The sequence below is a fragment of the Bradyrhizobium algeriense genome (genome assembly GCF_036924595.1).
Lineage (GTDB): Bacteria > Pseudomonadota > Alphaproteobacteria > Rhizobiales > Xanthobacteraceae > Bradyrhizobium > Bradyrhizobium algeriense.
Map to the genome: position 1 here is coordinate 3573558 of NZ_JAZHRV010000001.1, position 13320 is coordinate 3586877.

General features: G+C 65.5%; 12 protein-coding genes. 9 read left to right on the forward strand and 3 right to left on the reverse strand.

Features of this window, described 5'->3' with window-relative positions; translation table 11 throughout:
- The first annotated feature begins 132 nt into the window (after nt 1–132).
- The 7 genes from V1286_RS17635 to V1286_RS17665 all read left to right on the forward strand — a co-directional run bounded on the left by V1286_RS17635 (nt 133) and on the right by V1286_RS17665 (nt 8420).
- Entirely contained in the window at nt 133–1524 is a 1392-nt protein-coding gene (locus tag V1286_RS17635; RefSeq protein WP_334481297.1) for an SWIM zinc finger family protein, read from the forward strand.
- Nucleotides 1517–2929 (forward strand): DUF5691 domain-containing protein, encoded by a 1413-nt coding sequence (locus V1286_RS17640; protein ID WP_334481298.1) that lies wholly within the window; start codon nt 1517–1519, stop codon nt 2927–2929. Before V1286_RS17635 ends, V1286_RS17640 begins: the two co-directional genes overlap by 8 nt.
- Nucleotides 2926–4005: an ATP-binding protein gene (locus V1286_RS17645; protein ID WP_334481300.1), complete on the forward strand. Its 1080-nt coding sequence runs from the start codon at nt 2926–2928 to the stop codon at nt 4003–4005. The genes V1286_RS17640 and V1286_RS17645 overlap by 4 nt, the downstream gene beginning before the upstream one ends.
- A gap of 4 nt (nt 4006–4009) precedes the next feature.
- Nucleotides 4010–6238, forward strand: coding sequence for a DUF5682 family protein (locus V1286_RS17650; protein ID WP_334481301.1), 2229 nt, complete (start codon nt 4010–4012; stop codon nt 6236–6238).
- Nucleotides 6235–7413 carry a VWA domain-containing protein gene (locus V1286_RS17655; protein WP_334481302.1) on the forward strand — a complete coding sequence of 393 codons (1179 nt, stop codon included), beginning with the start codon at nt 6235–6237 and terminating at the stop codon, nt 7411–7413. Before V1286_RS17650 ends, V1286_RS17655 begins: the two co-directional genes overlap by 4 nt.
- Nucleotides 7414–7494: 81 nt before the next feature.
- Nucleotides 7495–7929, forward strand: coding sequence for an antitoxin Xre/MbcA/ParS toxin-binding domain-containing protein (locus V1286_RS17660; protein ID WP_334481303.1), 435 nt, complete (start codon nt 7495–7497; stop codon nt 7927–7929).
- A gap of 2 nt (nt 7930–7931) precedes the next feature.
- A complete protein-coding gene (locus V1286_RS17665) occupies nt 7932–8420 on the forward strand; it encodes an RES family NAD+ phosphorylase (RefSeq protein ID WP_334481305.1) in 489 nt (162 codons plus the stop codon).
- A 66-nt stretch (nt 8421–8486) separates the two neighbouring features.
- On the opposite strand, the gene V1286_RS17670 is transcribed toward V1286_RS17665, so the two are convergent.
- Nucleotides 8487–9302: a helix-turn-helix transcriptional regulator gene (locus V1286_RS17670; protein ID WP_334489713.1), complete on the reverse strand. Its 816-nt coding sequence runs from the start codon at nt 9300–9302 to the stop codon at nt 8487–8489.
- 199 nt (nt 9303–9501) lie between these two features.
- Between V1286_RS17670 and V1286_RS17675 the strand changes: the two genes are divergently transcribed.
- Nucleotides 9502–9969 (forward strand): hypothetical protein, encoded by a 468-nt coding sequence (locus V1286_RS17675; protein WP_334481306.1) that lies wholly within the window; start codon nt 9502–9504, stop codon nt 9967–9969.
- Nucleotides 9970–10064: 95 nt separating this feature from the next.
- Nucleotides 10065–10562 carry a peptide deformylase gene (locus tag V1286_RS17680; RefSeq protein ID WP_334481307.1) on the forward strand — a complete coding sequence of 166 codons (498 nt, stop codon included), beginning with the start codon at nt 10065–10067 and terminating at the stop codon, nt 10560–10562.
- A 489-nt stretch (nt 10563–11051) separates the two neighbouring features.
- On the opposite strand, the gene V1286_RS17685 is transcribed toward V1286_RS17680, so the two are convergent.
- Nucleotides 11052–11780, reverse strand: a complete 729-nt coding sequence (locus V1286_RS17685; protein WP_334481309.1) for a class I SAM-dependent methyltransferase — start codon at nt 11778–11780, stop codon at nt 11052–11054.
- 40 nt (nt 11781–11820) lie between these two features.
- Nucleotides 11821–13242: an amidase gene (locus V1286_RS17690; RefSeq protein WP_334481311.1), complete on the reverse strand. Its 1422-nt coding sequence runs from the start codon at nt 13240–13242 to the stop codon at nt 11821–11823.
- Nucleotides 13243–13320 lie beyond the last annotated feature (78 nt).

Consider the following 13320-nt stretch of genomic DNA (forward strand, 5'->3'; position numbering starts at 1 on the left):
GAACATTCGGGACAGGTGTTGCCCCTGTCACACGCCCGCCGTTTTTGACGATGGCACCGACATGGGGCGTTCATTGTCCCCCGATATATCCCGTTATATACTGCCTATTCTGGATTCGGTCGGGATTACTGCGTGGCGATTGATCTGAAAGCAATCGAGCAACTCGCCACCGATCAATCCTCGCTCAAGGCGGCGGCGGGGCTCGCCAAGCCGGCCAAATGGTCGGGCGTCGGCGTGAGCTATGACGGCGCACTGGTCTGGGGCGAATGCGCGGGCTCCGGCGCCAATCCCTATCGCGTGATGGCCGATCTGCGCGATCTCGGCAACAAATGCACCTGCCCGTCGCGCAAATTCCCATGCAAGCACGTACTCGGCCTGTTGTGGCTGAAGGCGGAGGCGGTCGTGCCGTTCGCCCCGGCCGATACGCCTGCCTGGGTCAGCGATTGGCTCGGCCGGCGGCGCGCCGGCGCCGGCACATCCAAAGCGCCGCCCAGCGTTGCACCATCCGCCGCCAAGGATTTGCGCGCCGCGCGGCAGACCGAACCGGAGGTGGTCGAGGACCCGAAGGACGCAGCGCGCCGCGAAGCTGCGGCGGCCAAGCGAAGCGAGGATACCGAGCGCGCGATTCTTGATGCGCTCGATGCGCTCGAACAATGGATCGGCGATCAACTGCGCATGGGGCTTTCCGCGTTTGTCGACGACGTGACCGCGCGTTGCCGGCGGATCGCGGCGCGGCTGGTCGACGGCAAGGCAGCCGTACTGGCCGGGCGGATCGACGAGTTGCCGGGCCGGCTCCTCGCGCTTCCGCCGGGCGACCGGCCGCGTGGCGCGGTGGTCGAACTCGGCAAGCTGGTGCTGCTCGCGCGCGCCTTCCGCACCACGCCGCGCGATGCCGAGATTCGGCGCGCGGTTGCGGCCTCGGAAACCCGCGAGGCGGTGCTTACCAATCCGCAGACGCTGCGCGTGAACGCTCGCTGGGAAGTGCTCGCCGAACAGGTGCAGACACGGCGCGACGGATTGGTGTCGCAGACCACATGGCTGCTCAGTCTCAATAATGATGGCCCCCGCTTTGCGATGCTGCTCGACTTTTTCCCGGCGAGCGTGGGCCGCCGCGGGTCGGTGTTTACCCCGGGCGAACGGTTTCAAGGCGAGCTCGCGTTCTATCCGTCCCGGCAGCCACTGCGCGCCCTGCTCGTCGCGCGCGAAGCTGTGGAAGACGCGACTAGCCCGGAATGGCCGACACCGGAAATGGTGCTTGCCGATACCTTGACGAGTCCCCTGCTCGCCGAGCCATGGACGATCGAAATTCCGGTGTTGCTGCCGGCAGGGCGGATCGCGCTCGACGACGCCGGACATCCGTGGTGGCGGTCGGCCGATGGCGCGAGCACGCTGCCGGTCGCGGGCAGCGCCGAAGGTCTGTTGTGCGGCACCGATCTGAAACGCACGGCCGCGATCTGGTCCGGCAACCGGCTGACGATCCTGGCCGCGCAAACTTCATGGGGGCGCGTCAGCGGCCATGGCTGAGGCGATCTACGATGCGATGGGTTCGGTCCTGACGCGCTGGACCATGGGATCGGCCGCCGCGCCCGCCGCCGCGGTATGGAGTGCGGAGCTTGGCGCTGAACCCGCTGAAGCGGAGCTGCGCCTGCTGGCGCTATCGGGCCAGTTCCTCGGTGTCGCGGTGACGGCCGAGCCGCCGGAGCTGCGCGTGTTGCCCGATATTCCCGCGCTCGCGCTGCCGACCGTGCCCGAGGCGTTGCGCCCGCTCGTGCATCGCATCCTCAACGCATTCAAGGAGACGCAGCGCAAGACTGAGCTGCTCGACTTCCTCGCCGCGCGCGGCTGGACCACGCATCCCGCAGAATGGATGCCGACGGCGAATGACGAGGACGCGCCCGACGTCTACGCGCCGTGGCGCGACTGGGCCGGGATCGCGGCATCCAACTGCGTGGTGCGACGGCAGGCCGGGGACCGGCTCACCGCGGACAATTGGGAGGACTTTTGGCCGGCGGCGCGCAAGGTTGCGCTGACCGAACTCAGGCGTCGCGATCCCGAAGTGGCCCGCGCCGTGTTGGAGGCCAAACTCGCCAGCGAGAATGCGGACGTGCGACTGCCCCTGCTTTCATTGCTGGCAACGGGACTATCGGAAGCCGATATTCCCTTCCTCGAGGGCATCGCGGCGAACGATCGCGCGCCAAAGGTCAAGGCGCTGGCGGCATCGCTGCTGGCCCGGCTCAGCCGCGGCCCGACGGTCGGCGAGGATATCGCCGAACTCGCCGGCTTCTTCTCGGTGAAGATGAAGGGCCTGCTGCGCCGCTCGCGCGTGATCCAGTTCGAGAACGTCAAGACGCCAGCACAAATGCACCGCAGGGCGGCGCTGCTCGAAAGTGCCGATATCGCTTCGCTCGCGCGGGCGCTCATGCTGACCCCACAGGAGCTGGTCGACGCCTGGAATTGGGACGTGGATCGACAGGCCGACGCTGCGCTGGTTGGTCTTGTCGCGCGCACCGGAACGGACTCGCTGGTCGCCCAGACCGCCGAAGCCGCGAGCCAATGCAATGCGAGCGCCTTCCTTGCCACGCTGACACCTCGTCTCGTGCCCGGGCAGCGATCTGAACTCGCTGAGAAGGTTTTGCGCACGCGCGGCTTCAGCTTTGACGTGGCGAAGACCATTGCGGGCGGCACGGCGCGGCTGGAGAATCCAATGACCGCACCGGCAGGCACCGCGCTGCTTGCGGCGCTCCGGCGCGACGATGCAAAACCTTCCGATGAGCTCACAGAGCTCTTTGCGCTCGGCCTGATCGCCTCGCGCGCGGCCGCGCGTCAGGCGCTGGAACGGTTGAACGGCGCAGGGCTGCTGCAGGGCGACCCACGCCTCGACATGCTGCGGCTCAACGCCGCGTTGGACGACAATGGAGCAGAACCATGAGCGAGAAACTACGGTTGCCCGCCGAGGAGAGCTATGCGGCCGAGCTGAAGGCGCTCGCCGCCGGCGACAGCGGGTCTCGCCCGCCGGGCTGGGCGCTCTCGCCACGGGTTGTCGTGACCTATCTGATGGGCGGCAAAACCAGCGACGGCACGATCATCACGCCGAAATATGTCGGCGACAAGCGGCTGATCGAGACCGCCGTCGCGACGCTTGCCACCGATCGCGCGCTCTTGTTGCTTGGCGTGCCCGGCACGGCCAAGTCGTGGGTATCGGAACATCTCGCCGCCGGCATCACCGGCGATTCGACGCTCGTCATCCAGTGCACGGCGGGCACCGACGAGAACCAGATCCGCTATGGCTGGAACTATGCGCAATTGCTCGCACACGGGCCGAGACGTGAGGCGCTGGTCCCTACCCCACTGATGCGCGCGATGGAGGGTGGCAAGCTCTGCCGTTTCGAGGAGCTGACGCGCATGGGCAGCGACGTGCAGGACACGCTGATCACCGTGCTCTCCGAAAAAATGATGCCGGTCCCGGAGCTAAACACGGCCGTTTATGCGCAGCGCGGGTTCAACATCATTGCCACCGCCAACAACCGCGACAAGGGCGTCAACGAATTGTCCTCGGCGTTGAAGCGCCGATTCAACGTCGTCGTGCTGCCGCTGCCCGACAATGCCGCGCAGGAGGTCGAGATCATCATCAAGCGCGTCGGCGAGATGGCGCAGAGCCTCGATTTGCCGGCGCCGAAGAACGTCGCGGACGAGGTGGCGCGGGTGGTGTCGATCTTCCGCGAGCTGCGCTCCGGCGCGACTGAGGACGGCAAGATCGCGCTCAAATCGCCTTCGGGTGGGCTTTCGACTGCGGAAGCAATCGCAGTGATGATCGGCGGCATCAGCCAGGCGACCTTCTTCAACGACGGCAAGCTGACGCCGGAGACGCTCGCCGCCAACATGCTCGGCGCCGTGGTGAAGGACCCGGTGCAGGATACGGCCGTGCTCGGCGAATATCTCGAAACCGTGCTGAAGAAGCGGCGTGGGTTCGAGGGCTATTACGCATCGCTGACCGACCTGATCTGAGACCATGGCGGGCCAGGTCTCCCTGTTCGGCATTCGCCACCACGGGCCGGGATCGGCGCGGCGGCTGGTGCAGGCGCTTGACGACCTCAAGCCATCAGCCGTGCTGATCGAGGGGCCCTCGGAAGCATCGGAGTTGCTGCCGATGCTCGCTGATCCCGAGATGGCGACGCCGGTGGCGTTGCTGATCTATGCCGAGGACAATCCCGCCAACGCCAGCTTCTTCCCCTTTGCCGAATACTCGCCGGAATATCAGGCGGCGCGCTGGGCGATACGCCACGGCACAGCATTGCGCTTCATCGACCTGCCGGCATCGGACCGCTTGGGCACAGCCGGCGGCGGCATCGAGGACGAGATGGCGGCGAGCGCCGATGATGATCCGATCAGCCGCGACCCGATCGGCGTGCTGGCAACGGCGGCGGGCTACGACGACGGCGAATCCTGGTGGTCCGACGTGATTGAGGAAAATCCCGCCTCGGGCCCGGTGTTCGCCGCGGTCGCCGATGCGATGACGGCGCTGCGCGCGGAATCGAAACCGCTCTTGCCCCGCGAAGCCGCGCGTGAGGCGCATATGCGGATCGAGATCGCGAAGGCCGCAAAGGAATGCGACGGCGCGATCGCGGTGGTGTGCGGCGCCTGGCATGTGCCGGCGCTTGCGGAGCGCCGCAGCCTTGCGGCCGATCGCGAATTGCTCAAGGGGCGGCCGAAGGCGAAGATCAAGGCGACCTGGGCGCCGTGGACCGCCCCGCGGCTGGCGCGCGCAAGCGGCTATGGCGCGGGCGTGGTCGCGCCCGGCTGGTGCGCGCATCTGTGGGCAACGCGCGACGGCGCCGATCGCGGCGCGGTGTGGCTTGCCAGGGTCGCGTATGTGCTGCGCGACCGCGGGCATTTCGTCTCGACCGCCTCGGTGATCGAGGCGCAGCGGCTGGGCACCGCGCTGGCCGCGCTTCGCGACCGCCCCGCGCCCGGCTTCGAGGAATTGCGCGAAGCCGCGATCGCCTGCCTGTGCGGCGGCGAGCGCGCGCTCTGGAACGATGTCGCAGCCGAGCTCTTGATCGGCTCGGGCGTAGGATCGATCCCCGCCGCGACGCCCCTCGCGCCGCTGCTCGAGGACCTGCAGCGCCAGCAGAAGGCTACACGTCTCAAGCCCGAGGCGCTGGAGCGGGCGCTGACGCTCGACCTGCGCAGCGAAAGCGGATTGACGCGCTCGACGCTGTTGCACCGGCTGAACGCGCTCGACGTGCCCTGGGGACGACTGACCGATGCCGGCCGCAGCCGAGGCACCTTTCGCGAAAATTGGCAGCTACGCTGGGAGCCTGAGTTCGCGGTGCAGCTTGTCGAGAAGCTGATCTACGGCTCGACCATTGCGGAAGCCGCCGGCGGCCGCCTGATGGAAGCGATGCGCAGCGCTACAGAACTCGGCACGCTGGCAACGCAGGTGCGCAACGCGATGATCGCCGATCTGCCGCGCGCGACCGAGTTCGGCATCGCCGCGCTGGAGGAGAAGGCGGCGCTCACCAGCGACTGCGAAGCCCTGCTCGCCGCGCTGCCGCCGATGGCCGACATCCTGCGCTATGGCGAGGCGCGCGCCGGCACCGTCGAGCATCTGGCGACGCTGATGCCGCGCATCGTCGTGCAGGCCGCGCTCGCCCTGCCCTACGCCGCGCGCAATCTGGATGCGGCTGCGGCAGGCAAGCTGCGCGGCGCGATCCTCGCCGCCGACAGCGCAATACAACTTGCCCAGCTCGAGGCGGACGCGGTGGCCGGCTGGCGCGACGCGCTGCAGGCGCTGCTGCGCGACGGTCAGGCGACGCGGCTTGTCGCCGGCACCGCCGCGCGGCTGCTCTATGAGGTCGAACTGCTCACCGCCGGGCAAGCCTCCGACCTGCTGGCACGGATGCTGTCGCCGGGCACGCCGGTCGCTGAAGCGGCCGGCTTCTTCGAGGGCTTCTTCGAAGGCGCCGGCCAGCGGCTGATCCACGACGCAGCGCTGCGCGGCGCGGTCGACGCCTGGCTCATGGCGCTCGACGAAGAGGCATTCACCGCCAACCTGCCGCTGTTCCGCCGGGTCTTCTCGGCGCTCGATCCGGCCGAGCGGCGGCGGCTGATGGACGCGCTGTTCGAACGCCGCGGCGGCGGCGCCAAGGGCTATCGCCTGATCGCGGGCGCGGCGGATATCTGGCCAAAGCATCAGGCACGGGTGATCGAACTTTTGAAATCCGGAGCGGCGCGATGAGCGAGACCGACGAACGCAATCGCCGCTGGACGCTCGCGCTCGGTATCGACCCTGATGCCGAGAGCGGCTTTGCCCTGTCCGATAGTGACCGCCGCATGTCCGACGCACTGACGGCGCTTTATGGCGACGGCGATGACGCGCCCAAGAAAGGCCGCGGCGGCCTCGGCGGATCGGCGCCGCGCGTCGCGAAATGGCTGGGCGACATCCGCGAATTTTTTCCCGCGCCCGTAGTGCAGGTGATCCAGAAGGACGCGTTCGAGCGCAAGGGCCTGCGCCAGATGCTGATCGAACCGGAATTCCTCGCCACGGTCGAGGCCGACGTCAACCTGATCGCCGACCTGGTCTCGTTGCGCGGCGTGATGCCGGACAAGACCAAGGAAACCGCGCGGATCGTGATCGCCAAGGTGGTCAAGGAGCTGATGGAGCGGCTGGAGCGGCGCACGGCGGATGCGATCCGCGGCGCGCTGAACCGGTCGCAACGCACCAACCGCCCGCGCTTTTCCGATATCGACTGGCCGCGCACCATCAAGGCCAATCTCCGCCACTATCAGGCCGAGCATCGCACTGTAGTCCCCGAGCGGCTGATCGGCTTCCTGCGCCAGCAGCGGCGCATCGTCGATCTCGAAGAGGTGGTGCTGTGCGTCGACCAGTCGGGATCGATGGCGACGTCGGTCGTCTATGCCTCGATCTTTGCGGCCGTGATGGCGTCGCTGCCTGTTGTCGCGACCAAGCTGGTGTGCTTCGACACCGCAATTGTCGACCTGACCGAGGAACTGGCCGATCCCGTCGAGGTGCTGTTCGGCGTCCAGCTCGGCGGCGGCACCGACATCAACCGCGCGGTCGCCTATTGCGAGGAGCGGATCGAGCGGCCGACCAAAGCGCATCTGATCCTGATCACCGACCTCTATGAAGGCGGCAACGCCGACGCATTGGTCGACCGGCTGGCGCGGTTGTCGGTGCGCGGCGTCAACGTGATCGTGCTGCTGGCGCTGACCGATACCGGGCGCCCCTCCTATGATCCTGCTCTGTCGGCCAAGGTCGCAGCCCTCGGCATCCCCGTGTTCGCCTGCACGCCCGATCAGTTTCCGGACCTGATGGCGACCGCGCTGAAGCGCGAGGACGTCGCCGGGTGGGCCGCCGACCAGGACATCAAGCTGATCCGGCCTGAGGCGTAGCAGACCGGCTCTGGCCTCCTCCCGCACCTTGACTTCGCCTCACTTGAGGCATATCTTTGCCTCAACTGATGTGAGGGTTTCATGGGCTACCAGGCCGCAACCGCCGCCGAACTGCTCGGCGTCAAACCGAAGAACACCGAGACGACGCTGACGCTGGCCTACTCCGTCGAGAAGGGCCTGCCGGTCTCGGCACTGGACAAGTTCGCTGACCGTGTCAGCCCGAACGATGTCCGCCGCTTCACCTACCGGATCGTGCCCAAGCCGACGCTGGAACGCCGGCGCAAACACAAGCAGCTCTTGACCATCGAGGAAAGCGACCGCCTCGCGCGCGTCGCCAAGGTGTTCGCCTTCGGGATCGACGTGTTCCGTGACGAAGCCAAGGTCCGCGACTTTCTCGAGCGTCCGCACCCGATGCTGGACAACAACGCTCCGCTCGAAGTGGCGCTTGCGACCGGCCCTGGCGCCGATGCGGTGATCAACCTGATGGGCCGGGCGGCGTATAGCGGCGGCGTCTAGGCGTGCAGAAGACCGATCGCGTTCTGAAATGCTATCGCATCGGGGACCCGAACGGCGCCTTCCCGATCTATGATGCCGAAGGCGCCCGCCTGTATCCCGGACGCTGGAATACGCATGCGAGCCCGGCCATCTACGCTTCGGAGCACTATTCCACCGCGCTCCTGGAAAAGCTGGTGCACACCAATCTGGTGATGCCCGCCAACCAGCACTTCATCGAGATCACGATTCCAAACGGCGTCTCGTATGAAATTTTCCAGACCGCGGCGCATCCCGGCTGGGATTCGCGCAACGAGACGATCTGCAAGACCTTCGGCCAGGGATGGTACGAGGAGAAGCGTTCGGCGCTCCTGCTCGTCCCCTCCATTCCGGCGCGGCTGGAGCGCAACTTTCTGATCAACCCGGCTCACCCCGACGCCAGGGGCATCACGCACACTTTGCCCGAGCCGGTGTGGTGGGATCAACGGCTTTACGGGGCGGTAACCGGCTCATAGGGCGAAACGTATCGCGGCGGTCACATCCGATTTGGCGGAATACGCTACGCTATTCCACCCTGCGAGCTAAGTCGCGAACAGCTGAGCGTTGGCGCTGGGCACGTTGTCGAGCTGGAGCTGCTCCCGCACCATGCTTCTCACAATCTCAATTGTCCTGGCATCGGCAGGAAAGAGCATTTCCAACGCAAGCTCGGCCAACGTCACGTCGTTAGGAGTGCCGAAAACGGTCACGGTATTGAGGAACGACACCGTGCCAAGGCGCGTCGCGATACGAAGCGGCGTTGCCAGATGCTGCGTAGCCTCGAAGCCGGCGAGCGGTTCGGAATTGGGCGGCACGGGATAGGCCGCTATTTCTGCATGCAACCGCTGAATCGCCGGATCCGCCCCCGTCTCGATCTGCTGGCGAAGGACACTCAGTGAATGCACGCGCCATTGCGCGAAATTCACGATGCGCGGCCCCATTCCGGCTGGATGCAGGATGAGACGCATGGCGTTGACAGGCTTGCGCAGGAGCTCCGCCGAACAACCTTCGTAAAGTTGCGGAAGCGCCGAATTCGACAGCACCACGTTCCAGTGCCGATCGACCGCGAACGCCGGATACGGCCTGTGAGCGCTCAGCACAGTATCAATGGCGCTCTTTGCCGCCTCCAGTTCCTCCAGCGCGCGCTCCTGGAAAGCGGGAGCGAAGCTTGCGGCGAGAAGCAGCTTGTTCTGATCGCGAAGCGGGAGATCCAGGTGTTCGGCAAGTCGCATGATCATTTCACGGCTGGGCTGCGACTTTCCGGTCTCAAGACACGACAGATGCCTGGTCGAGCTCTCCGCTGCGTGTGCGAGGTCGGCCTGCGTCATGCGCCGCCGCTCGCGCCAACGCCGAAGCAGGATGCCGAAAGGAAGCTAATAGGCACTCATCGCGCGAATCTAGCGTCCGGCCCGGCTGTTCTCAATGACCTCAGAGGTCAAGTTGGCTGCGCGGAACCTCCGCTTTTTGACCTCTGGGGTCATCGATTTCGGACGACGCTCAAGCGAATGCTGATGCGGGGCTTTGGTTCGAACTTGAGACCGCGAAACTTCGAGGTGGAACATGCCCAGGATTGATCACTACCTGCTCGCACTTCTGATGAGCGCAGTGCTTGCGATCCCTGCCCTCGCTCAGGACGCCAGATCGCCAATTGGAGAAAAATCAATGCTCGACCCACAGACGCTGGCCGATCGATACGTTGCCGTATGGAATGAAGCCGACGAGAAACGCAGGCGGGATGCCATATCGGCGCTTTGGGTGCCAAACGGCGAGCACTTCGTCGAAGGCCGGCAGGCCCGAGGCTATGAGGAGTTGGAGAAGCGGGTCCGGGGATCACACGAAAAGAACGTCAGGGATAACGGCAACAGATTTCGCGCAGCGCCCGGCGCTCGCCGCCTGCACAATGTCATCACGTTCCATTGGGAGATGCTGCCCGCCAACGGTGACACCGTCCTGGTCAGGGGGTTGGAGTTTCTGATCATCGACGGCGAAGGCCGGATCCTCGTCGATTATCAGTTCTTCCCGGCTTAGGGCATGATCCGGAAAAGCCAGAGCGGGATGACGATTCGAAGAAAGATCATCCCGCTCCGGCCGGACACATTCCGCTCCCAGATGCCAACCGGATCATGACCATCCGCCCCATCGTTCGTTACCCCGACCCTCGGCTTGCGCTCCCGGCGCAGCCCGTCACCGTGTTTGACGGCGCGCTGCGCGACCTTGCGAGCGACCTCCTGGAGACCATGCACGCCGCGCCGGGGATCGGGATCACCGCGCCGCACATCGGCATCCCCCTGCGGCTCGTGGTGCTCGACCTCGACGCAACCGAGGGCGCGCGGACCTATGTCAATCCGGAGATCATCTGGGCATCGTCAGAGACGATCCTGCACCGGGAAGGCAGCGTCTCGATGCCAGGGGTCAACGACGAGGTAAGTCGTCATGCGCGGGTCCGGATCAGCTATCAGGACGTCCACGGCAACCTGCAGACCGAGGAATCGGACGGGCTGCGCGCGGTCTGCCACCAGCACGAGATCGATCAGCTCAACGGCCTGTTCTGGATCAGACGGCTGTCCCGCCTCAGGCGCGAGCGGCTGATCAAGCGTTTTGAAAAGATGTCGCGCAGTTGAGATGAATGCGCCCCTCCGTTAAGATTACGTCTTAACTAATAATTAATTATGCCTTTGCGGGCACAAAAGGCTCGGCTTAGCGTCTTAGGAATGCTGCTCAGTAACCTACCAACGGGTGAGTGCCATGACCTATAGAACGACGTTTATCGCGTCCCTCGGTGTAGTCGCGCTTGTCCTTGCCGCGAGCGAGGCATTTGCCGATCCGGGCGTAGCGCGCGGTGCAGGTGCAGGGATTGCTCCGGCGCGCCCGGGTTTCCCGTCATTCCCCCGATCGATGCATCATCACCATCACCGGGGCGGCGGCTTATGGGCGGGAGGCCCGGGGGTCTTCTATGGTCTAGCACCTGATACGGTCGACGAACCGGTGGTCGTGGCTCCGCCGCTAAAGCAATCAGACGACCTCCGTTACACGTGCGTGTATGATATTCCCTGGGATTACGTGCATCGTTGTCCGCAGTTTCGGTAGTAATTTTCGGAACATGGTGTGCCCTACGAGCTGGGCCCGACCTTGCGGCCCGAAACGCCCGTCGCACAGCCGAAGAAGTATTTTGAGAACTCCACCTCAAGCCCGTGGCTGCGCAACGTAGCCGCGATCCCAGCGGCGTTGCCGAAATTGGTGCTGTAGGTACCGATCATCGCAAAATCCTGTGCGCCGCGAAGCAGGATGCGCTCGATGAGCGGCAGAACCACCTTGAGATGAAGCAGGTACAGCGGACGAAGCCACCAGCCCTTGGGATCCGACGCCTCGATCATGGAAAAGACGCCGCCGGGTTTGAGCACACGCGCGATCAGGGCGGCGAGCCGCGCATGCTGCTCGGGATTGAATGTCTTCAGCCCGAACGTGGAGATGACGAAGTCCGCGCTCTCCGACGGCAGGTCGCTTGCCAGCACGTCATCCTCGATGAATTCGATCCGGTGGGCGCGGTGGGCGTGAAGCCGCTCCATGGCGCGGCGATGCATGCCGGAGGAGATATCGACGACGGTGATTGATCCAATATCGTCAAAGCGCTTCAACAGATGCGGCCAGACCTCGCCGGTCCCCGCCATCAGATCATAGCCGCGCGCGCCGCCGGCCCCAGGCGACGGCATCGCCGCCACGCATTGCTGCCGCCAGCGCTCGGTGAAACCGAACGAGCAGATCAGGCTGAAGGTGATGTACCGATCCGAACAGCGATCGAAGACGGTCTTTACGAATTGCGGGTCGTAGATGTCGGTCATTCCGCTGCCTATGCCCCCCACTGCCATTCGGTTATCCGGGCTATTGTTTGTCCTTGCGAGGAAGACCGCCCGCTGCAAGGCTCGGCCGCGCGCCGGTGGCGCAGGCCTGCTCGACGCAGCGGCTGGCGCGGAGGATGTTCTGCTCGCTGAACATCGGCCCCACGATCTGCAACCCGATCGGCAGCCCCTCGACAAAACCGCAGGGCACCGAGGCGGCAGGCTGGCGGGTGAGATTGAACGGCCATGTCAGCGGCGTCCAGTCGAACCATTGGGGAAAGCGCGTGGCGTCGGGCGTGTCGACGCCGGCCGCGAAAGCGGTGATGGGAATGGTCGGCGTCAGCAGCAGATCATAGTCCCCGTGAAACAATTGCATCTTCTGGCTCAGCACGCGCATCTCGGCATAGGCCGCCTGCAATTGGATCGCGGAAATATTCTGGGCTGATATGACCAGCCGCAGCAGGCCCGGATCGAGCGCCACCAGTTGCGCGCCATCGAAATCACGCACCAATGCGGCATGCGATGCGCCCCAGATCACTTCCAACGTATGCTGCGCACCGGAAAGATCGAGAGCAACACGCTGCACGTCAGCGCCAGCCTTCACCAGCGCATCGATGGCCGGCTGCATGCCGGCCACGACGGCAGAATCGGCGACCGGGAAGCCGAGATCGGGCGACCATGCGATCCGCATCCCCGCCACCCCGTCGTCGAGGCCATCGAGATAATCGATGCCGCGATAGGGAATGGCGAAGGAATCGCGCACGTCCGGCCGCGTCAGCACGTTCAACATCAGAGCGCTGTCAGCGACATCGCGCGACAGGCCGCCATAGACCGCGAGCGTACCCATCGGTCCCGGAAAATTCGGCACCACGCCGTAGCTCGGCTTCAATCCGAACACGCCGCTGAACGCCGCCGGGATGCGGATCGAGCCACCGCCATCGCCGCCGGTGGCCAGCGGCACAACGCCTGCCGCCACCAATGCGGCCGAACCGCCGCTGGAGCCGCCGGGCGTGCGGGAAACATCCCAGGGATTACGCGTGATGCCGGTCAGCGGGCCATGCGTGATGCCCTTCCATCCGAATTCGGGCGTAGATGTCTTGCAGAAGAACACCGCGCCGGCCTCGCGCAGGCGGGCGACACCGGGCGTATCCTCCGTGCTCGGCACAGCTGGCGTCGCGTGCGAGCCGATGCGCGTCGGCCAGCCCGCGACATGCGCTGTATCCTTGATCGCGACAGGCACGCCGTCGAGCGGCCCGAGCGGCGCACCGCTGTGCCAACGTTCCGCCGACTCTGCGGCCAGACGCCGCCCCTGCGCTTCATCCAGCAGGCAGATGGCATTGAGAGCCGGATTGACCGTGTGCAGGTGCGCGAGAGTAGCTTCCAGCACATCGATCGGCGACAACTCGCCCTTGGCGAAGCGCCGCGCCATCTCGCGGGCGGAAAGCCAGTTCAACTCGTCAGACACGCGGCGCGATCCAGGATGTGATGAAGCCTTCGAACATTCCGTCGAACATGCCACGACAGACAGCGGGCTGCAGCCCCT

Excerpts from the sequence above, each read along its gene's own strand:
- V1286_RS17640 (WP_334481298.1), top strand. The coding sequence starts at position 1,517 with ATGGCTGAGGCGATCTACGATGCGATGGGTTCGGTCCTGACGCGCTGG.
- V1286_RS17645 (WP_334481300.1), top strand. The coding sequence starts at position 2,926 with ATGAGCGAGAAACTACGGTTGCCCGCCGAGGAGAGCTATGCGGCCGAG.
- V1286_RS17650 (WP_334481301.1), top strand. The coding sequence starts at position 4,010 with ATGGCGGGCCAGGTCTCCCTGTTCGGCATTCGCCACCACGGGCCGGGA.
- V1286_RS17655 (WP_334481302.1), top strand. The coding sequence starts at position 6,235 with ATGAGCGAGACCGACGAACGCAATCGCCGCTGGACGCTCGCGCTCGGT.
- V1286_RS17660 (WP_334481303.1), top strand. The coding sequence starts at position 7,495 with ATGGGCTACCAGGCCGCAACCGCCGCCGAACTGCTCGGCGTCAAACCG.
- V1286_RS17675 (WP_334481306.1), top strand. The coding sequence starts at position 9,502 with ATGCCCAGGATTGATCACTACCTGCTCGCACTTCTGATGAGCGCAGTG.
- V1286_RS17680 (WP_334481307.1), top strand. The coding sequence starts at position 10,065 with ATGACCATCCGCCCCATCGTTCGTTACCCCGACCCTCGGCTTGCGCTC.
- V1286_RS17685 (WP_334481309.1), bottom strand. The coding sequence starts at position 11,780 with ATGACCGACATCTACGACCCGCAATTCGTAAAGACCGTCTTCGATCGC.